The organism is Leptospira kemamanensis, from assembly GCF_004769665.1.
Taxonomy (GTDB): domain Bacteria; phylum Spirochaetota; class Leptospiria; order Leptospirales; family Leptospiraceae; genus Leptospira_A; species Leptospira_A kemamanensis.
Window position 1 is genome coordinate 19,605 of sequence record NZ_RQGG01000009.1, and the last position, 20,630, is coordinate 40,234.

Sequence of the window (20,630 nt, forward strand, 5' to 3'; positions counted from 1 at the left end):
TTATTTACGCCGAAGTTCTGTGAGTCGAGCAAATAATCGGTTGTTTTCCTTGTGGTATGGACGTCTCAACTTGACTCGTTCGGAATAATCAAAAGCAGCGCTATAATCACCATTGGTAAACAAGGCTTCCGCGATATAAAATAAGGTTAAACTATCGGATGGATTTTTTTGCACATAGGAAACGGCAAATTGAAGTGGAAAAGCGGAGACTCGGTGTTCGGTATATAAATATATTTTTTGAAAAGACAAAGGAGCAAGAGTGATATCCGGGAAATGAGAAGAAATCATTTTTTCTAGTTCGGACCATTGTTTTTGTTTGTATAAAGTGAGCGCTCGTAAATACACAATATGTTTGGGATGGGACTTAGGAATGACAATTTCGGAGCCATCACCTGTATACTCCACACGAATCAAAGAAAGATCATCGATAAGATCTCCATACCTTTTGATTGCATCCCGAACTAAATTGAGATCTCCCATCCCTTCCAATGTAGTCTTCAAAAACAATTCATCGTCTTCGTTCACTTCCATATCTTCTTCGGATCCAATTAATATATCATCACGTCCATCCGATCCAATAAGAAGTACATCACCCTTTTCCATTTGGAAGGTATTGATTTGTAAATTCTTTTTAGATGCAAGTAGTCCTAGTTTCGCACAGACATAGTTATGTGGCAAAAAGAATGTTTTCCCATTTCGGTAAATCACAGGCCTTGGGTGTTCTGCATTTAAAAAATAAAAAAATCCAGTTTCGTCATCAATCAGACAAAGAAACATAGAAATTAACATCGAACCATCAAAGGTAACAAGAGTATTATGCAATTCAGAATAAGCATTACTCACCCATTTTTCAGGTGTGATATCTCTCACTTCTTCCGATTGTCCATTCCGTTTGATAATCGCTTCAAACACAGAACCAATTACAAGAGCACCACTTGCACCTTGCATCGATTTCCCCATGGCATCACCATTTAACACAACTATGTATTTTTTATTTTGTAATTGAATGGAGGAAGAAACACATAAGTCACCACCAATTTCCGAATTCCAATGTTTGTAAGTGAATTTCTTTTTTTGTTCCGTAAGGAACTGAATGTTCATATTCGATGAATTGGCATGGTTTTGGGTTAGCGGTTCAATGAGTAGGGAAGCTAAAAAATAATCACCATCTTGTTGTTCCTTAAGCCCCTTCACTTCGGTCAATGCGGAATTTAATTCCTTTGTACGTTCATCTACTTTTTGTTCCAAATTACTATATAAAAGTGAATTTTCGATGGAAACCGCGATTTGTGAAGATAATATTTTCAAAATCTCAACTCTGCCTGGTGTAAAGGCATCTGTTGTTAGGTTGTTCTCCAAATAAACGATACCAACAACCGTTCCATGACTAAAAATCGGATAACAAAGTAATGACTTTGGAGAATAAGATTTTACATAAGGATCATTTTTGAACTCACCTTCCTTTGCAGCATCCCCACAGATGACAACCACACCTGTTCGCACCACATAACCAATGATTTGTGAAGGAATATTTCTTTGGTTGATGGATGTTACTGGTAACGTAAAGTCCAATTCAAAAGGAGATTCCGAATAAACAGAAACAGATTCCGTTTCTAAATTGGATTCCGCGATGACCTGCCATTTTGATTCTAAATTGAGAATGAAATATCCCCTTTCGGCACCTGCATTTTCCAAAATGATTTTCATCATTTTTTCTAATAATCGATTCAGCTGGATTTCACCTGAAATGGTTTGAGACGCTTTAATGACTGTATTGATATCTAAAGTCGAACCAACATCACCGAAGATATCCTTCGTTGTGCTAAACAAAGAAAGGTTATCAGTTGAATCTGTTCTAAAATTTCGACCAATATATTTTTTAAGTGAGATGTGTTTTGCTTCTAATTGTTTTACTTTCGAGAGAAAACCATACTTTCCATAACGATAATGTGCTTCGACAAGGTGTAAGTTACTGTATTGGTCAAAACCTGTTTCTTTCCACATTCGAACCAAAATTTCATTGGCGATCGCTTCTTCTAAAATGTAACCTGATTCTCTAGCAGACGTGATGGCCGCCTTACAAGTGACAACCGCCTCCGACTTTTGATTTTTAAGATACAATAGAATTGCTGAGATAATCTCAAATTTGTGACCATAATTTTCAGGCGAACTTTTTGCCCAAACCTTCAAACGATTTGCAAATGTAATGAGGCGTTTTTTTAAGAATTTTTTGGAGTGGTTTTTGGTTTGGATGGAATTGGTTAATAATTCATACACAACTAAGGCACCAAAAAAAACATGTTCAGGTACAAACATCATCCCAAACATAGCACCTTCTAAAGAATCCAACTTCAAAGAAGCTTCGAATGCTTTTTCAATATCACCTAAAAAGTATTCTAAACGAACTGTGCATAAATAATAATCGAAAAGTGCATTGGCGTTCCCTGTGACTTCCCACTCCTTCACAATTTCTGATTCTGAAAAATACCTTCCATTTAAACTCAAAGCGTCCGCTGATTCCCCTCGCATATTTTCTACAATCTGCATATTCAATCGATGCACTTGGTAGGCGTGGTGTTGGCGTAAACTCAAGAGTGATGCATCATAACGAAGTTGGCTTTTGTACAAATCATCTAAATTTTCTCTGTACAATAATCCTTGGAAATGAATGTTATTTAAGGAGTAGGAAGCATATTGCAAATCACCCGTCTCCATTCCTGCCAAAAAACTATCCCAAAAAATTCCTTTGCCCTCTTTGGCATGGTTTTTCCAAGGAGAAATCATACAGGCAAACATAAAAAGAGTTCTACATTTAAAAGGAGTTGCACTCAAAACATCAATGAGTCTAACACCTAACTGGCCAAATTTAAGACCTAATTCGTAATTCCCAAGACCAGAACCTTGGATGATTCCCATAGCACAAAAACCAAAGGCACTGAGTTCACACAAACCATGAACCAAACTATAATTCACCATTTTCAAAACAATGACTGGAAATAAATTAGGTTCTGCCAAAAAGGAAGGTGCCACACAAGCATTCAGCAGTCGCATGATCGCTAAGTATTTAGGATCAGTGGAAACTGGTAAATGTTCCAATTCATCAATAGATCTTCGACCCAGTTTTAGTTTGAATTTTAAAATTTCGCGTAACGGAGAAAGTGCAGATGCATTTTTTGGCAACCTAACACCCAGGAGGCGTAATGCCTGTTTGAGTGTGACCAATACCTCTTTCATTTTGTTTTGAGTGACTAACATGGAAGATTGTAACTCATAAACCAAAATTTTGTCTAAATCTGTTTTGGCATGTTTTAGAATGTAATTAAAACTTTTCTCTGCTGTTTCAAAATTTTTGGACAAATATGCGGATCTCGCATGAGCTAAATGAAGACGTAAGGTATTTTCATACTGAGTATTCCATTCAGAATCTTCCATTAATGCGATCATTCGTTCAAAAAAACTAAAGGCTGCATCATAAGCAGATGAGTTTAAAGCCTTAAAACCTGCTTTTTCATTTAAAGTTCTGAGTTGCACCAACTCTTGTTCCACTTTGATTTGTGAAAAACCCAAATTGAGTTGGTTCACAATCGTAAACAAATGATCATCTAGTTTGTATTTATAAAGAATGGATAAATAGGTTTTCCCAATTTTGTAATGCAATTCAGATTTTTCTTCAGGAGAGATGATTTTATAAATCGCTTCTCGAATTTTATCGTGGGTGAAGTTAGCATCTTCTAAACCAAGAATCAAAAACTCCTCATTGGCCAAAGCGACTAAATCAAGAGAGGCCAAATGAAACGGTCGTTCTGCAATGGTTGCATAGATATCATGACGAAACCAGTTTCCGATACAGGCTGTTAACTTTAATGTTTCAATTAGATTGGAAGGTAAGGAATTGATTTTATCGACAATCAAATCGATCACATTTTCAGAAATGTTTACGGTATTGATTTTTTCCTTGTCCCAAACCCAGCGATTTTCGGAAAAATGAATATAAGACCTTTCATAGAGATTTTTGAACATCTCGTTGACATGAAAAGGATTCCCTTTTGTTTTTTTCCAAATGATTTCGGCGATGATAGAGATTTCCGATTCAGGCAACGACAATGTTTCTGAAACCAAAAGAGAAATATCTTGTTCTTTCAGTGGCTCTAACTTAATTTCTGTAATCGAAATTTTGGAATCTCTCAGCTCTTCCAATAATCGAAAAAATGGATCGGTTGGATTAACTTCATTGTCTCGATAGGATAAGATGATAAAAAAATAAGAGATCTCAGGGTCGGTAATTACTTCTTTTAATAGCAAAATGCTTGAGGAATCTGCCCATTGTAAGTCATCCAAAAACATAACCACAGGATGTTCTTTGGTACAAACTGTACGTAAAAATTTTCGAAATACAATGTGAAATCGATTTTCTGTTTCCTGGGTATCCAACTCAGGAGGATCCGTTACTACCCCAAGGAGTTGTGATAACTCAGGAACAACATCTACAATTAACTTTGCATTCCCACCTAATGTATCTGTGATGGTTTTTTTCCATTCTTTCACAGCAGTTTCGTTTTCAGACAAAAGTTGTCTCACCAAACTTTGTAATGCTAAATGGATTCCGCGGTAAGGAATCGATTTTTTATAAAAATCGTATTTCCCTGATGTAAAATAGGCTCTCTCAATCGTAACAGGTTTTTGAATTTCATTGATTAAGGCAGACTTTCCAATCCCAGATCGACCAGAAATCAAAAACGTTTCAATCCTACCTTCTGTTGCATTTAAAAACTTTTCTTCAAAGGTTTTTAATTGAGTTTCTCTACCATATAACTTTTTAGGAATTTGGAAACGTGATGATTTATCATTTTTTGCAAGTTCCATCTGGAACGAATCCAATTCTTCTTTTCCACTTTCCAAAAAAATAGATTGAATTGTAGAAAGATCGGATAATAATCCAGATGCTGTTTGGTAACGATCCTCTGGATTTTTTTCCAATAACTTCATGATGAGATCAGATATAATCTTTGGAGCATTACTTCTTTCTTTGGGAGAAAGTGGAGTTCTTGCTAAATGGGCATGTACCATCTCCAAACTATCAGTATATAAAAATGGTAATTCGCCAGTGATCAGTTGGTAAAGAGTCACACCCAACGAATAAAAATCGGTACGATAATCCACAGTACGATTCATTCGTCCAGTTTGTTCTGGTGAGATATGTGCCAAGGTTCCTGTTAGATTTTGATTGAGAGGAAGATAAAAACTTCTATGTGTCAGAAGTGTAGCGGAACCAAAGTCTATGATTTTGACATTTCCTGATTCAGGTTGATAAATTACATTTTGGGCTTTGATATCATTGTGAACAATTTTTGCTTTATGGATATCAACAAGTGCCTTACAGATTTCGATCGCTATATTTAAAAATACATGCAAACTTCCATACTTTCCACTGAGTTGAAGTTTGGCGAGATCAGTGTAATTGACATATGGAAAAATGATTGCGACTGTATTTTGATAAGATTCAAAGCTAATAGGTTTGAGTGTATAAACAGAATCTAAGGATTTAAGAATTTCGTATTCGTTTTTGAATCTGGTAATCTCATGATTGTCCGGATAATCTCGATTTAATAACTTTACGACAATCGGATTTTGTTTATCATCGGCTCCGATATAAACAGAACTTCTTTTACCTAAATGAAGTTCTTTCGTAACATTAAATTTTCCTATCGTAAACAAATGAATTCCTTACTTAGCCGTTTTTCCACCATCAACTGGAATCACAGCACCTGTAATAAAGGCAGCACCATCCCCACATAACCAAACACAGGTTTTTGCAACTTCTTCTGGAGTTGCCATCCTTCCCAATGCATATGATTTCATTCTTTCCTTTTTTACTTCTTCTGGATTTGGAACATTTGCATAAAATACATCGTCCATGTCGGTTTGGATTCCACCTGGGCAGAGTGCAATGACACGGATTCCATTGGCACCATATTCTAATGCTGCCGATTTGGTAAGACCAATGATTCCATGTTTTGTCATGGAATAAGGACCCGCCTTTTCTTTTCCCCTTAGTCCTAAAGCAGAAGAAACATTGATGATGGCACCGCCGTTCCCTTGTTTTAGAAATTGTTTTAATTCAAATTGCATCGATAAAAAAGTACCTTTTAAATTTACATCCATTACAGAATCAAAAATATCTAATGGATATTCGGCCGTGTTTTTCAGCACACCGGAAATTCCGGCATTATTGACTGCCACATCAATTCGACCATATTTGTCTACAACGGCTTCAACAAAATTACGAACTGCTTCCGATTGTGTGACATCGGTTTTAAAATACAATCCTTCGCCACCTTGTTTTTTCAAAAGAGATAAGGTTTCTTCCCCTTCTTGTTTACGACGACCACAGAATCCAACCACATAACCAGAGTTTGCAAATTCTAAAACAATCGATCTTCCTAATCCCGATGTTCCTCCAGTGACTAATGCAACTTTTTTATTTTTCATTGGATTTCCCTATCTTCGATCAATCTACCGTACCGATTGATGGCTTCCTTTACATTTGCTTTATCCAATTCCGAAATCTCATCGAATTTGAATCCAGCAAAAAAGGTATCTTCATTATTATCGTCTTCTTTTATCCATAATAAAGTACAAGTTCCGTGTACGAAACCAACAATATCAAAATGCATAAAAAATTCGAGTTGTTGCTCTGCAAAAAAAATACCGGGATGTGTGCCAGAGGAACGCACCATGAAACCAGAATTAGATATATTTTCGATGGTTGAAACAATGTTTCTCCCATTTTCGCGAATCGAAATATTATTTTTGAAGCGGTCCAAAATTCGAAATCTTGGATCAATTTCATATTCTTCTTCCTGCGTACTTTTTAAGCGTTTGTATACTTTAAGTGGTAAAATGCTGGCTGCCATTTCGATACGAGTGATTTCTTGGTTCTCTTGGTACGCAGTGATCTCTAATTTGGAGTAGTTCCAATACCCAGATTTACTCAATTTCACTTCTTTGGCTTTCGCTCGAAGTTTGATGGGCATATTCATTTTTGCATACTGCAAAAACTCTGAATTCAAGTATAACAATAGAAAGGTGACATCTTCAAAGGGAACTTTCCCATACATATGGTTACAGGCGATACCAAATTGGCGAGAAGCCTCTACAATTTGCATCCCCGAGATATGTTTTAAATTGGGAGGTGAGTAATACTTGTGATTAGGAGGAATATAAAGATTGGCAAAAAAAATATCTTTTTTAGGAATCTCAGGGAAACGTTCGAAGATGTTTGAGATCATCGATTTTTCTACGTTACCAATATAATAGTCTCTACGTTTGATGAGTTGCAAAATTCGGATTTCGTCTGCCTCAGTCACAGTGTCATTGAGGACAAACTGTTCGATCCCTTCATCAAAATGGTAAAACTGACTTAAAAAATCTCTGCCAGCTTCATCAATATTCGCTTCATTTAAAATTCGTTCTGCTGATTCCTTACGAATCCGATAGGGAATGGTTTTGAGTTGGAAATAATTGCCTGTGGCATCAGTTCTCTCTCGGTAGTATGGAAGTAGGAACTCTTTTTCTCGTTCGTTTAGGTTGGGAAGGACAGAACCGGTGAATACCTCATAGGATATCATCCGAGGTAAAGCCCTTCTGATATTGGCGACAAAACTATCGTCTTGGTAATAGGTCCTAGTGAAACGTTTGTCGAGGGGTAAACTTGTGGGGATCTCTTCTTTTTCGGAAACCTTCATTTGGTACAACCAGGAATCTACTCTAGGATTAGTCCGTAGATTCCAACGGGGTACCTTTCAAGGCAAGTAATTTAACATTAATTTGACAAAATTATGGCAATTTCATCTAACAACGGTTACGGAACAAGGAGCATAATGCACCACTCTGTCCGAAACACTACCCATTATGAAACGACCTAAGATTCCATGACCTCGACTGCCTATCACAATCAAATCTGCTTTTTCACGTTCAGCGAGTTTACAAATTTCTTCCGCGGGATAACCTTCTAAAACCACTCGGTTCCATTTCACAGAAGTCTCATCTAAAATCGGATGGATTTTTTCAAATCTTTGTTCCGAGATCCACTTCACTCTGTCTTTTCCTGGAGGTGCTGCATCGTAGTAACCAGGGAGAGGACCAAAATCTTCAATCACTTCGACAACATAACAAACTGCATTACTTGCTTTGGCAATTGCCAAACCAAATTCTAAGGCCTTCGCGGAACTCGGGGAACCATCAATGGGAATGATGAGTTTTTGAATCAATTTTTCCATGTTATTATCTTACCACGTCCTTTGCAGATCGGGAAGTGAATTTCCTTTGACAATTATCAAAGGAAACGAAATCCAATTCCCAATTGGACCTTGGTCTATTGCAAAAACCAAGGCAGATAGAATCAAAATCCCTTATTTTTTTCTTCCATCATCTTCTTTCGTGAGGTAATAAGCGACCAGGATCGGAATGGTTGTCACCAAGATGACAAAAACTGCCACAACATTTGTGACTGGTCTTTGCCTTGGTCGAATGAATTCAGTTAACATCCAGATGGGAACAGTGGATTGTTGGCCTGCTGTAAATGTTGTTACGATGACTTCATCAAAAGACAAAGCAAAAGACAACATACCACCAGCTAACAAAGCTGTGGCGATATTAGGCAGAATTACAAATCGAAAGGTTTGCCATGGGTTTGCTCCCAAATCCATTGATGCTTCCACCATGGAATGAGAACTCCTTCGTAACCTTGCGAGTACATTATTGTAAACAGTGACGATACAAAAGGTAGCATGGGCAATGACAATGGTCCATGTGCTAAACGGAATTCCAAAAAGAGACATGGCCGATCTGAGTGAGATCCCTGTTACAATTCCGGGAAGGGCAATAGGCAATATCACAAGGAAAGAAATGATCTCTTTTCCAAAAAACTCACTGCGATATACCGCAAGACAAGCGAGTGTCCCTAAGAAAATCGCAATCATTGTAGAAATCAAAGCAACTTGAGAAGACAAGATGATGGCTTCCCAAATATCATTTCTTTCCCAGGCGACACCAAACCACTTCGTTGTGAACCCTGGCAGTGGGAATTGAAACGTTTTTTCATCAGTCGAAAATGCATACATGATGATGATGAGAATGGGAATATGAATGAATAAAAAACCGAGTAGTGTTGCGGTTTTTAAACCAATCGATCCTAAGTTCCATTTAGAGCGCATCGAATGCTCCTAATCGTTTTGCAATCGATAGATACACCATCATGATCACGATGGGAACCACAGAAAATGCTGCCGCTAGCGGAATGTTCCCTGCCGTTCCTTGGTGAGTATAAACAGCCATGCCGATGAAGTAACTGGAATTTCCAATGATCGTTGGAATGATATAATCTCCAAGAGTTAAGGAAAACGTAAAAATAGATCCAGCAACGACTCCAGGGAAGGCCAATGGCAAAATGACTTTGCGAAAGGTTTGAGCCGGCCCTCCTCCCAAATCAGAAGATGCTTCCAGTAAAGATTTTGGAATTCGTTCCAAAGAAGCTTGGATGGGCAAAATCATATAAGGAAGCCAGATGTAAACAAACACCAAAAACATTCCAATATAAGAAAAGGACAATGAACTACCACCGATCACGGGAAGGGCCAAAACAGCATCTAACACGTGCATGAGTCCTAAACGTTCCAGAAACCAAGTGAGGATTCCTTCCTTTGCCATAATGAGTTTCCAGGAATATACCTTAACTAGATAACTCGACCACAAAGGTAACATCACACCTAAATACAAAATGGGTTTGAGTTTTGGACCTGCATTCATGGCCATAAAGTAAGCAATTGGGAATGCAATGATGGCACTGACGAAAGTGACTGTGAATGCCATTGTCGTTGTTCGGATGATGATATCCCAATTGGTACTTTGGCGTAATAAATCATAATAGGATTCTAAAGTGAATTCTTTTTTGATCACTCCGGAAAAGGAATCGATCGAAAAAAAACTTTGAATGAGAAGAGTAAACAAAGATCCAAGATACACAACTCCAAGCCAAATGAGAAGTGGTGCAAGTAACAGAAAGAGAGCTAAACTCTTTCTGTAAAACAAAAAGGTAAAAAACTTATCAAAGGTATTGGTCATTGTGATTCCCTTATAACAAGTGCATGTCGGAATCTTTCCAACCGACAAGAACCTCAGACCCAACCGCAATATGATCCGCAGAAATTTTTAGATTTTGTGTGGATGCAATAATCCGAGATCCACTCGGGGTTTCAAAATGCATTTTAGATGTGGCACCTGAATACACTTGGCTTTTTAAAATGGCTTTGAAAGTGCGATATCCAGTGGAGTGACTGTCTTCTTTTGCATTGGCAAATACATGGACTCGTTCTGGTCGAACCATCAATTTTCCATCATGGCCCGTGAGACGTTTTGTCTCTTCTACTGATAAAATATTAGATGTTCCCACAAAATTAGCAACAAATTCTGTTTTAGGACGGTTGTACAATTCTTCTGGTGTTGCAATTTGCTCCACCTTACCTTTATTAAAGACTGCAATGCGATCAGACATTGACAGAGCTTCTTCCTGGTCATGTGTCACAAAAATAAATGTAATCCCTACTTCTTTTTGGATGGCTTTTAGTTCGAGTTGCATCTCTTCCCGTAACTTTAAATCAAGCGCACCCAGTGGTTCATCTAACAGAAGTACGCCGGGTCGATTGATGAGAGCTCTGGCAAGTGCAATCCTTTGCCTTTGCCCACCCGAAAGTTCGGATGGTTTTCTTTTCCCAACATCGGGAAGACGAACCATGGAAAGCATTTCCGAAACACGTTTTGCGATTTCAGAACTTGGAAGTTTTTTGATTTTTAATCCATAACCCACGTTTTCGGCAACCGACATATGTGGGAATAACGCATAGTCTTGGAAAACGGTATTTACATTTCTTTTGTAAGGAGGAATGCCTGTGACATCAACTCCTTCCAAAAGAACCCTTCCTGAACTTGTATCTTGAAAACCTGCCACCATACGGAGACAGGTTGTTTTACCAGACCCAGAAGGGCCTAACATCGAAAAGAACTCACCTTTTTTGATCCCAAAGGAGACATCATCCACCGCTATAAATTGGTCGAATTTCCTGGTTACATTTTGAAACTCAACATCGTAAACTTGGCTCATTCCATCTCCTTTAGAACTCTTATGATGTTAGGATTTTATTTACTTCCAATAATGGAAATATAATCTTCAGCCCATTTTTTATAAGGCACACATTTTCTTCCACCGGAACAATCTTCTTTTGGAGTTCTCCAGAAAGAGATTTTTTCAAAGTTATTGAAACCGTTTACGGCACAACCAGTGTCTCCAAGAAGTGCATTGCCTTTACATGCAGCAGGAACAGAAGGAACTGATCCAAACCAAGATGCTAAATCTCCTTGTACTTTTGGTGCAAGAGAGTGTTCCATCCATTTGTAAGCACAATTCACGTGTTTAGAATCTTTGTGTAACATTGTACTATCTGCCCAACCAGTTGCACCTTCCACAGGGACAATCGAAGCAACAGGTTGTTTTTCACTCACAAGTAAGTTTACTTGGAATGGCCATGTAGAAGAAGCAACTAAACCTTCTTTTTTGAAATCATCCACTTGGACCATTGCATCATGCCAGTATTTTGGAACGAGTTGTCTTTGTTTTTTTAATAACTCAATCACAGCAGTGTATTGTTTTTCATCCAATTCGTATGGGTCTTGGATTCCTAACTCAGGTTTTGCGACTTTTAAATAAAGAGCAGCATCGGCAATGTAAATTGGTCCGTCGAATGCTTGTACTCTTCCTTTGTTTGATTTTCCATCAGGAAGGACTTGTTCTTCAAACACAACATTCCAACTCGTTGGAGCTTTTTTGAAAACTTTTGTATTGTACATAAGTACGTTTGGTCCCCATTGGTAAGGTACTCCGTAATGTTTGCCATCTACAGTATGCCATGGAGCATTTTGCAAACGAGAGTCTACGTTTTTCCAACTTGGGATGAGGTCAGTATTGATCTCTTGGACTTTTCCACCAGCAACCAAACGAAGGGAGGCATCTCCAGATGCAGTGACGAGGTCAAAGCCACCTTCATTCATAAGTGCTACCATCTCATCAGATGTAGCAGCAGTTTTTACATTTACTTTACAGCCTGTATTTTTTTCAAATTCAGTGACCCAGTCATAACCTTTGTCTGTTTCACCACGTTCAATGTAACCTGGCCAAGCAACGATGGATACTTCCCCCTCGCCTTGTCCAATTTCTGAAACCTTTGTTTCTTTTTTACCGCAGGCTACCGCAAAAGCGATCGAAAGTACTGCCGTAAAAAAAACCACTCGTTTGTATGAATCGAATTTCATAAACCTATGTGCTCCTGGTTTTACTTATGTCAGGGATTAGATATCAAAAATTTAAAATTAAGCAACCAATTCTGAAGTTTTCAAAAAAAAGGTAGGAATTTTTATCAGGCAAGGTTTCTGTGAAAGCACAGGTTTGGTATGAAATACATCAAAGACAAAGACCTTTTTCGCCAGGAAAATTTCATCGGTGGGGTTTGGTGCCCTGCAGAAAACAAAAAAGAAATTTTTGTACAAAACCCTGCCACAGGGGAAACGATTGGGAACATTCCCCATTCAACGGAAAAAGATACATTGATCGCAATACGTTCTGCAAAAGCAGCTTTTGCCGATTGGAAGGCAAGGCCCGCCAAAGAACGTGCTGGAATCTTACGCAAATGGTTCCAACTCATGATGGACCACCAAGAAGATTTGGCACTCATCATGACACAAGAACAAGGAAAGCCACTAACAGAAGCTAGGGGAGAGATTGCCTACGCTGCTTCTTATATCGAATGGTTTGGTGAAGAAGCAAAACGTTCGTATGGTGACGTAATCCCATCCCACAGAAAAGATACAAGGATCCTTGTAATCAAAGAACCCATTGGAGTTGTGGGAACCATCACTCCTTGGAATTTTCCTGCAGCCATGCTTGCCAGAAAAGTAGCTCCAGCCCTTGCCGCAGGTTGCACCGTTGTATCCAAACCCGCAGAACTCACACCTTACTCTGCACTCGCAATGGCAGTTCTTGCCGAACGCGCAGGACTTCCAAAAGGCGTATGGAATGTGTTAGTTGGTGATCCCATTTCGATTGGAAAAGCTATTTTAGAAAGCAAAGACGTTCGTAAACTCAGTTTTACTGGTTCCACAAAAACAGGGATGTATTTGATGGAAAAATCAGCCGCCACATTAAAAAAACTCTCCCTTGAGTTAGGTGGCAATGCTCCTTTTATCGTATTTGAAGATGCAGACTTGGATGACGCGGTGAAAGGTGCGATGTTATCCAAATACAGAAACACAGGGCAAACTTGTGTTTGTGTGAATAGGTTCCTTGTACATGCAACTGTTGCGGAAGCCTTCTCGAAAAAGCTCGCTGAAAAAACCAAGGAACTCGTTGTTGCCAACGGAATGGAGCCGAGTGCCAGCCAAGGACCTCTCATCAACGAAGCAGCGGTGGAAAAAGTAAAAACCCATATCCAAGATGCTGTTTCAAAAGGGGCAAAGATTTTAATTGGTGGGAACACACATGCATTAGGTGGAAACTTTTTTGAACCCACAGTACTTTATCCTGTCAATTCATCCATGATGGTGACAAAAGAAGAAACGTTTGGACCAGTCTCTTGCATCCAAACTTTCCAAACAGAAGAAGAAGCGATCAAACTTGCAAACGATACCGACTTCGGTCTTGCTTCCTATTTTTACACTAAGGATATGGCTCGGATTTTTCGAGTCGCCGAACAGTTGGAATATGGAATGGTAGGCATTAACGAAGGGATTATTTCTTCCGAACAAGTCCCTTTTGGGGGAGTCAAATTTTCAGGAATGGGAAGAGAAGGCTCCAAATACGGTCTCGATGATTATACAGTAACCAAATATCTCTGCCTCGGAGGAATCAAATGACGGGCAATCAAAAACAAACCAACAAAACTCTTTGGGAAAGAAGGTTAAAAAACGTTCCACGAGGGGTAACAACCGCCTACCCTGTGTTTGCTGAAAAAGCAAAAAATGCGGAAATTTGGGATATTGAAGGCAAACGATTCATCGATTTTGGTGGTGGAATTGGGGTACAAAACACAGGACATTGCCATCCCAAAGTGGTGGCTGCCATCCACAAACAAGTGGACCAAGTGCTGCACACCGCCTTTCAAATTATGCCCTACGAACCCTATATCGATCTTTGTGAAAAACTAAATGCAAAAGCACCGATTGAAGGAGAAGCCAAAACGATTTTGTTTTCTTCTGGTGCGGAAGCCTTGGAAAATGCGGTTAAAATTGCAAGAGCCGCAACTGGAAGACCGGGGATCATCAGTTTTCTCGGTGGATTCCATGGAAGAACCATGATGGCACTTGCCTTAACCGGAAAAGTGATTCCATACAAAAAAGGATTTGGACCCTTCTCCAGTGATGTCTATCACATTCCATTCCCTATGGAATACCATGGTGTGACAGAAGAGGATTCGATCAAGGCTCTGAACAATTTATTCAAAGCAGACATTGACCCAAGTCGAGTGGCAGCAATCGCCATCGAACCAGTGCAAGGTGAAGGTGGATTTTATATTGCTTCTCCTAGTTTTTTAAAGAAACTAAGAGCCATTTGTGATGAACATGGAATTTTACTCATCGCCGATGAAGTGCAGTCCGGATTTGCAAGAACAGGAAAACTTTTTGCGATCGAACATTCGGGTGTCAAACCAGACCTCATCACCACAGCCAAATCTCTTGCCGCAGGGATGCCACTTTCAGCAGTGATTGGAAAAACATCCATTATGGATTCTGTGGAACCAGGTGGACTTGGCGGAACTTACGCAGGAAACCCAGTCGCTTGTGCAGCAGGGATTGCCGTGATGGATCTCATCGAAGAGGAAGGGATCCTTCAAAAATCAGTAAACTTGGGAAAACTTCTCATCCAAGAATTAAACGAGATCAAAAAAACAAATGCCAACATCGGCGAAATACGCGGATTAGGTGGGATGGTTGCCTTTGAACTCGTTGAAAATGGGGATCCTCACAAACCGTCTGCTGATATGGCAAAAAAATTAACAGCAAAAGCGTTAGAACATGGCCTTGTTCTTCTTTCTTGTGGTGTGTATGGAAACGTAATTCGAATTTTAGTTCCGATCACAGCAGAAGAATCGATCGTGAAAGAAGGTCTAAACATCATAGCAAAATCATTAAAGGAAATCTAACCCAAGTATGAAACAGTATAAACTTTGGATTGATGGGAAATGGGCAAATTCTACTGGCGGGAAACCAATGGACATCGAAGACCCAGCCACTGGGAAAAAAATTGCATCTGTAGTGGATGCCAGTGCAGCTGATGTGGACAAAGCTGTTAAGGCCGCACACAAAGCCTTTTATGATGGTAGATGGTCTGGTCTCACACCAAGTGAACGTTCCAAAGCGATTTGGAAATTGGCAGACCTTTTGGAAGAAAAAACAAAAGAGTTTGCGAAATGGGAATCCCTCAATGCTGGGAAACCATACAAAAACTTAAGTTTGGCGGGAGACATTCCTTTTGCCATTGATAACATTCGTTTTTTTGCAACAGCAGCTCGTGATGTTCATGGAAGCCGCGCAAACGAATACCAACCAGGTTACACTTCCATCTTACGAAGAGAACCCGTTGGAGTCGTAGGCCAAATTGCTCCTTGGAATTACCCTCTTCTTATGGCCGTTTGGAAATTTGGACCAGCTCTTGCTGCAGGATGTACGCTGATTTTAAAACCAGCACCAGGAACTCCAATCACCACACTCATGTTAGCTGAGCTAACAAAAAAAGCAGGAATCCCTGATGGTGTCTTCAATATTGTCACTGGTGGGAATGCCACAGGCCAAGCCATTGTAGACCACCCACTCGTTCGGATGGTATCTCTCACAGGTTCCACCGGCACTGGAAAAAACATCATGAAGTCAGCTTCGGATTCTTTAAAACGAGTCCACTTGGAACTCGGGGGAAAAGCACCCCTGGTCGTGTTTGATGATGTGGATGTGAATCTTTTTGCACAGAAAGCGGCCTTCGGTGCCACATGTAATTCTGGCCAAGACTGTACGGCAGCAACAAGGATTCTTGTTCCGAAAGGTCTCCAAAAAAAGATCACTGATGCCGTCGTAGACGCCATGAAAGCCGTGAAAGTGGGTGATCCCTTTAGCGATAAAACAGAAATGGGGCCCCTCATCTCTCAGATCCATAGAGAACGTGTGATGGGATTTACGGACAGAGCCAAAAAACAAGGTGCGAAAATTCTAACAGGTGGTGGAATTCCGAAAGGTTTGGACAAAGGTTACTTTTTTGAACCAACGGTTGTGACCGATGTCAAACAAAACTTTGACATTGTGCAAAATGAAATTTTTGGACCAGTCCTTACCATCCAATCCTATGACAAAGAAGAAGAAGCAGTGAAACTTGCCAATGATGTCAATTATGGACTTGCCTCTTCGATTTGGACTAAGGATGTAGCACGTGCTATGCGAGTTGCAAAACAATTGGAATTTGGAACGGTTTGGGTGAACGACCACTTACCTCTTGCTTCCGAAACACCGCATGGTGGATTCAAACAATCAGGATTTGGAAAGGATCTTTCCATTGAATCGGTTGGGGATTACCTCATTACAAAACATGTGATGGTGGGAGGAGTTTAAAAACTCATTTACAAAAGACAATTCTTTGGATGTCTAATAGACCATGGCATCCAAAGAATACCCTATTATTAGTTTTTTCCAATGGTTAACTCCTCGTTTCCACCTCCTAGATGACCTAGACAAACCAGGTACGATCGAATCCATCCAAAAAGGTGCGGAACTCGTTGGTTCCAATCTTTGGACTCTCATCTTTGCCATCCTCATTGCAAGCATTGGTCTCAATGTCAATTCCACTGCTGTCATCATTGGAGCCATGCTCATCTCACCACTCATGGGACCTATCGTGGGAATTGGATTTGCGGCAGCGACCAATGACTTCAACCAATTGAAACGGTTTTTACGAACCCTTACCATTGCGACGATTGTAAGTGTGACCACTTCTTTTATTTATTTTTCCTTATCACCGATTAGCGAAGCACAGTCGGAACTCTTAGCACGCACAACACCTACCATTTATGATGCCCTCATTGCCCTTTTTGGTGGTGCTACTGGAATCATTGCCAACACAAGAAAAGAAAAAGGAACTGCCATTGCAGGTGTTGCCATTGCGACTGCCCTCATGCCACCACTTTGTACAGCAGGGTTTGGGCTTTCCCAAGGCAATTGGCAGTATTTTTTTGGTGCCATTTATTTGTATTTGATTAACTCCATTTTTATCGCCATTGCCACCTTCATCTTTGTGCGTTATATGGAGTTTCCAAAAGTAGATTGGGGTTTGTACAAAGAAAAAGAAGCCAAGGTAAAACTGTATTTAGCGATTTTTTCTTTTATTGTGATCATACCATCGATCTTCACTGCCTATCAAATTGTTCGATCTTCCTTTTTCAAAGGGAAAGCAGAAGAGTTCATCCGAAAAGAAATCATCACAGATGGGCGTAGGGTTTTAGAAAAGAACATTGTGTACGGAAGAACACCAAAAGTGGAAATCACACTTCTCGGAACCAAAATTGATCCAACACAAGAAGAAGAGATCAAAAACAAACTGAAATACTATTCTATGGAAGGAACAGAACTTGTGTTACACCAAGACCTTTCCACAACCGGATTGGATAAATTAAAATTTGAAATCCTATCAGAGATTTACCAAAACCAAATGGATTTAGGAAAACTCAATACGGAAACGATTGCAAAAGAATTACGGATTTTTTTCCCAAACCTGGTCTCTGCGAGTTTTGCCAAAACCAAAAAGTTTGATATGAGTGAAAATCTCTACCGAGATACTAATTTATTTGATTCCGAATGGAAAAAACTTCCAACCAAAGACGAACTTGAAAAACTAGAAGCTTATATCCAATTGCGTTCTGGGGAAAAAGAAATCGAACTCATCACAAGGCTTGCCAAGGAACGATAAAAATCATCGATGTTGGCACGGGAATGGATTTTACCAATCGATTGGCAACATAACCAGGATTAAACGAATGGTTCAAAACAGATTTTTTTAGGTAAGAGAAGCTTGTTTTAAAAATTCTTTGAATGTATCAATTTCTTTGGTGAAAAAAACAGGTTTTGGGGATTTCTGATCTTTTAACAAAAACACGATCCCTTGGTTGTGCAAAACCACTTGGTCAAGTTCGTCGGGAGTGTAGGTGTAAGTGACATTCCCTGAGTGGAACAAAAACCTACCATTTTCTTCCCGCAGATTCCCACTTCCCACACGTTTGAAATTGCGTAACCCATCTTCCATGAGATCCAAATCTCCCGATCCTTCACCAAACGGTAGTTTTCCGGAATGATCTAAATACAAAGTGCCATCAATAGCAAAATTGCTTTCTTTGGGAGGAAGTGGTTCCGATTCCAAATTCCCTGATTCACTTGGGCGGAGGACTTCCGACTTTTGCACAACAGAAGGAGTGGGTTCTTCGGGATAGGTATAGGAGAGATGACGGTCATCCGGGATGGAACGTTCTCTGCGAATTCTTTCGTCCAGTTGGGGCGAAACAGGCGGTGTTTGAGGCATCCGAAACTGCCCTTGGGTTTGCGGTTTTCGGGACTGGTATGCAGTTTGTTTTGGTTTCCCAGGAGACAGCGCAACATAAATAAAGCACAGAACTCCCACGAGGATCATTGCGAATGCGGCAAACAACATACTACCTATATTATCTGGACAAAGTACAAATCCCTTGATTACATTTTTTCTTTACAAGGGGTTTAGAAACGGAAACCTTTCCTTTATGTTCGAAGATGAACCCTCTACCCTCAAAGAAAAAATTTATCGTACCATCATTGCTCTCTTTTTATTCATATTGGTAGGAACCTTAATCATTACCTTTTTACCTGGGGATGCAGAACAAAGCCTCATGGGAGCCATTACAGGTCAAAATTCCACAAAAGCAGGTTCTGTGGCAGGAAGAAGTATCCCTGTTGACTATTTCAATGCGGCAAAACGGGACTGTTATTACGCTTACCAACAATATGGACGAGATGCGGCCCAAAACCCAGAACTTCTGAATTCCTGCGCGTATTCTTCTGTCCGTGAGTTGTACATCGCAAACGACATTGCGGAGTCTGTGGGCTTCCAAGTCTCTGAGATCAGCATCAAACGGGAAATGTCCAAACAAGCCCGCGAAATTCACAAAGAATCGGTGAGCCAAGCAGGTTACGGCGAAGAAGACTCTCGCTCTCTCACTGAAATTTACCAACAAATTTACCGATCGGCTCCTATGAATTACCGAATCGATTCGGCAACTCGGTATTCTTTATTTCCTAACTTTTTGGAACAACCTCTCACTCCAACAGAAAACGAAGCAGAATTGGAAAGTGAAGCCAAACGTGCCAAAATCTCCTTCCGATTGGTTGCGATTTCAGAAGTAAACTTACTCAATGCTGTAGAAGCTAAAATCAATATCTCAGACGCAGAATTACAGAAAGAATACGAAAAAGAAAAACAAGAAGGCACTCTCTCCAAAGACCCAAGCGGAAATTTTGTGAGTTTCGAAGTGAGAAAACCACTTCTTCTTTCCAAACTCAAGTTTGACCGCAAACGAAAAGAAGCGGAAGTTTGGAAAGGTCGTATCAGTCAAAAAATTTCAGAACCAAACGCGCTGGATGCCATTGCGAAAGAATCAGGACAAACCATTGAAACAGTTTCTGGAGTTTCTTTATCAGATTTAAAACTTGTGACTTCCAATAAAGGGAATAGTTACCGATTGGCAAATTCGAGCAAGTTTTGGGAAGCATTGGCAAACGACCCGTTTAGCAAAAAAACAGTGGTTGGACCCTTCTCTGATAATGACAAACAAGTCTATGTGGAATTTGGGGATTTAACTTACGGACAACCCACAACTTCCAAACCACAAGACCAAGCTGCAGATTTTTTGAAACAAAGGCAACTTTACAGCTTTTTTCTTGAAATAAACCAGTCCTTAGCAGCAGAATACAACGTAGAGAAAAAAGGCCTTCTCTCTTTAGAATAATGCAAATCAAAGCCGACTTCATCAACCCATTCCTGGAAGCAGCCACCATCGTTTTCCGCGATGTTTTACAACAGGATCTGATCCGAGGGAAAATTGGGATCAAAGATTCCCCTGCTCCAAGCCACGAAATTGCGATTGTGATTGGAGTGGTTGGTTCTTTCAGTGGAGAAGTCGTATACAGCATGAATTACGATGCTGCTTATAAAATCTCACGAAAACTAGTGCCTGGTTTGTCGGATGAAGATGTAAAAAACGAATACAAAGATATCTTAGGTGAGATCGCCAACATGACTACCGGTAATGCGATGAATATTTTTACATCAGCAGGTCAGTCGGTGGAGATCACCACACCGAATATCCAAGAAACACAAAGCACCTCGGTTCGTTTCAATAAAAAACCAACTCTTTCCATCAACTTATACTCTAAGTTTGGTAGAATCGAAGTAAACGTCGCCATCGCTTGATGGCATTCGTTTTCTTTAGAACCAAAGTTTACGAAACAAATTCGACTACTTTTAC

The 20,630-nt window shown here is 39.8% G+C and carries 15 protein-coding genes; 6 read left to right on the forward strand and 9 right to left on the reverse strand.

From position 1 onward, the window contains the following. The 8 genes from EHQ59_RS02755 to EHQ59_RS02790 form a co-directional block, all read right to left on the reverse strand. On the reverse strand, positions 1-5,715 hold the full coding sequence (locus EHQ59_RS02755) for a protein kinase domain-containing protein (protein ID WP_135617620.1): 5,715 nt from the start codon (positions 5,713-5,715) through the stop codon (positions 1-3). Between the two features lie 9 nt (positions 5,716-5,724). Continuing rightward, the gene (locus EHQ59_RS02760; RefSeq protein ID WP_135617621.1) at positions 5,725-6,489 is read right to left on the reverse strand and encodes an SDR family NAD(P)-dependent oxidoreductase; all 765 of its coding nucleotides are present in this window, start codon (positions 6,487-6,489) and stop codon (positions 5,725-5,727) included. Beyond that, positions 6,486-7,745: an AfsA-related hotdog domain-containing protein gene (locus EHQ59_RS02765; protein ID WP_135617622.1), complete on the reverse strand. Its 1,260-nt coding sequence runs from the start codon at positions 7,743-7,745 to the stop codon at positions 6,486-6,488. The genes EHQ59_RS02760 and EHQ59_RS02765 overlap by 4 nt, the downstream gene beginning before the upstream one ends. 102 nt (positions 7,746-7,847) lie before the next feature. Further along, complete coding sequence (locus tag EHQ59_RS02770) at positions 7,848-8,279, reverse strand: universal stress protein (protein ID WP_135617623.1); 432 nt, start codon at positions 8,277-8,279, stop codon at positions 7,848-7,850. A 132-nt stretch (positions 8,280-8,411) separates the two neighbouring features. Continuing rightward, entirely contained in the window at positions 8,412-9,215 is an 804-nt protein-coding gene (locus tag EHQ59_RS02775) for an ABC transporter permease (protein ID WP_135617624.1), read from the reverse strand. Then, the gene (locus EHQ59_RS02780) at positions 9,205-10,122 is read right to left on the reverse strand and encodes an ABC transporter permease (protein WP_135617625.1); all 918 of its coding nucleotides are present in this window, start codon (positions 10,120-10,122) and stop codon (positions 9,205-9,207) included. Before EHQ59_RS02780 ends, EHQ59_RS02775 begins: the two co-directional genes overlap by 11 nt. A gap of 10 nt (positions 10,123-10,132) precedes the next feature. After that, positions 10,133-11,158, reverse strand: a complete 1,026-nt coding sequence (locus EHQ59_RS02785; protein ID WP_135617626.1) for an ABC transporter ATP-binding protein — start codon at positions 11,156-11,158, stop codon at positions 10,133-10,135. A gap of 35 nt (positions 11,159-11,193) precedes the next feature. Then, entirely contained in the window at positions 11,194-12,363 is a 1,170-nt protein-coding gene (locus tag EHQ59_RS02790; protein WP_135617627.1) for an ABC transporter substrate-binding protein, read from the reverse strand. Between the two features lie 138 nt (positions 12,364-12,501). Between EHQ59_RS02790 and EHQ59_RS02795 the strand changes: the two genes are divergently transcribed. From EHQ59_RS02795 to EHQ59_RS02810, 4 genes are read left to right on the forward strand one after another with little or no spacing between them, the layout of a single operon-like run. Next, positions 12,502-13,959 (forward strand): NAD-dependent succinate-semialdehyde dehydrogenase, encoded by a 1,458-nt coding sequence (locus EHQ59_RS02795; protein ID WP_135617628.1) that lies wholly within the window; start codon positions 12,502-12,504, stop codon positions 13,957-13,959. Beyond that, positions 13,956-15,245 (forward strand): 4-aminobutyrate--2-oxoglutarate transaminase, encoded by a 1,290-nt coding sequence (gene gabT / locus EHQ59_RS02800; RefSeq protein ID WP_135617629.1) that lies wholly within the window; start codon positions 13,956-13,958, stop codon positions 15,243-15,245. The genes EHQ59_RS02795 and gabT overlap by 4 nt, the downstream gene beginning before the upstream one ends. Positions 15,246-15,252: 7 nt before the next feature. Further along, entirely contained in the window at positions 15,253-16,698 is a 1,446-nt protein-coding gene (locus tag EHQ59_RS02805) for a gamma-aminobutyraldehyde dehydrogenase (RefSeq protein WP_135617630.1), read from the forward strand. A gap of 43 nt (positions 16,699-16,741) precedes the next feature. Beyond that, positions 16,742-18,049 carry a DUF389 domain-containing protein gene (locus tag EHQ59_RS02810; protein ID WP_135617631.1) on the forward strand — a complete coding sequence of 436 codons (1,308 nt, stop codon included), beginning with the start codon at positions 16,742-16,744 and terminating at the stop codon, positions 18,047-18,049. Between the two features lie 87 nt (positions 18,050-18,136). Here EHQ59_RS02810 and EHQ59_RS02815 read toward each other — a convergent pair whose 3' ends face one another. Continuing rightward, positions 18,137-18,784 (reverse strand): LIC_11490 family protein, encoded by a 648-nt coding sequence (locus EHQ59_RS02815; RefSeq protein WP_135617632.1) that lies wholly within the window; start codon positions 18,782-18,784, stop codon positions 18,137-18,139. A gap of 85 nt (positions 18,785-18,869) precedes the next feature. Between EHQ59_RS02815 and EHQ59_RS02820 the strand changes: the two genes are divergently transcribed. Further along, positions 18,870-20,111, forward strand: a complete 1,242-nt coding sequence (locus tag EHQ59_RS02820; protein WP_135617633.1) for a hypothetical protein — start codon at positions 18,870-18,872, stop codon at positions 20,109-20,111. After that, positions 20,111-20,575 (forward strand): chemotaxis protein CheX, encoded by a 465-nt coding sequence (locus EHQ59_RS02825; protein WP_015677686.1) that lies wholly within the window; start codon positions 20,111-20,113, stop codon positions 20,573-20,575. The genes EHQ59_RS02820 and EHQ59_RS02825 overlap by 1 nt, the downstream gene beginning before the upstream one ends. Positions 20,576-20,630: the final 55 nt, after the last annotated feature.

Bases quoted from the DNA above. Each gene is read 5' to 3' on its own strand.
- EHQ59_RS02780 (WP_135617625.1), bottom strand. From the start codon at position 10,122: ATGACCAATACCTTTGATAAGTTTTTTACCTTTTTGTTTTACAGAAAG.
- gabT (WP_135617629.1), top strand. From the start codon at position 13,956: ATGACGGGCAATCAAAAACAAACCAACAAAACTCTTTGGGAAAGAAGG.
- EHQ59_RS02825 (WP_015677686.1), top strand. From the start codon at position 20,111: ATGCAAATCAAAGCCGACTTCATCAACCCATTCCTGGAAGCAGCCACC.
- EHQ59_RS02820 (WP_135617633.1), top strand. From the start codon at position 18,870: ATGTTCGAAGATGAACCCTCTACCCTCAAAGAAAAAATTTATCGTACC.
- EHQ59_RS02760 (WP_135617621.1), bottom strand. From the start codon at position 6,489: ATGAAAAATAAAAAAGTTGCATTAGTCACTGGAGGAACATCGGGATTA.
- EHQ59_RS02765 (WP_135617622.1), bottom strand. From the start codon at position 7,745: ATGAAGGTTTCCGAAAAAGAAGAGATCCCCACAAGTTTACCCCTCGAC.
- EHQ59_RS02775 (WP_135617624.1), bottom strand. From the start codon at position 9,215: ATGCGCTCTAAATGGAACTTAGGATCGATTGGTTTAAAAACCGCAACA.
- EHQ59_RS02805 (WP_135617630.1), top strand. From the start codon at position 15,253: ATGAAACAGTATAAACTTTGGATTGATGGGAAATGGGCAAATTCTACT.
- EHQ59_RS02815 (WP_135617632.1), bottom strand. From the start codon at position 18,784: ATGTTGTTTGCCGCATTCGCAATGATCCTCGTGGGAGTTCTGTGCTTT.
- EHQ59_RS02810 (WP_135617631.1), top strand. From the start codon at position 16,742: ATGGCATCCAAAGAATACCCTATTATTAGTTTTTTCCAATGGTTAACT.
- EHQ59_RS02795 (WP_135617628.1), top strand. From the start codon at position 12,502: ATGAAATACATCAAAGACAAAGACCTTTTTCGCCAGGAAAATTTCATC.
- EHQ59_RS02770 (WP_135617623.1), bottom strand. From the start codon at position 8,279: ATGGAAAAATTGATTCAAAAACTCATCATTCCCATTGATGGTTCCCCG.
- EHQ59_RS02790 (WP_135617627.1), bottom strand. From the start codon at position 12,363: ATGAAATTCGATTCATACAAACGAGTGGTTTTTTTTACGGCAGTACTT.
- EHQ59_RS02785 (WP_135617626.1), bottom strand. From the start codon at position 11,158: ATGAGCCAAGTTTACGATGTTGAGTTTCAAAATGTAACCAGGAAATTC.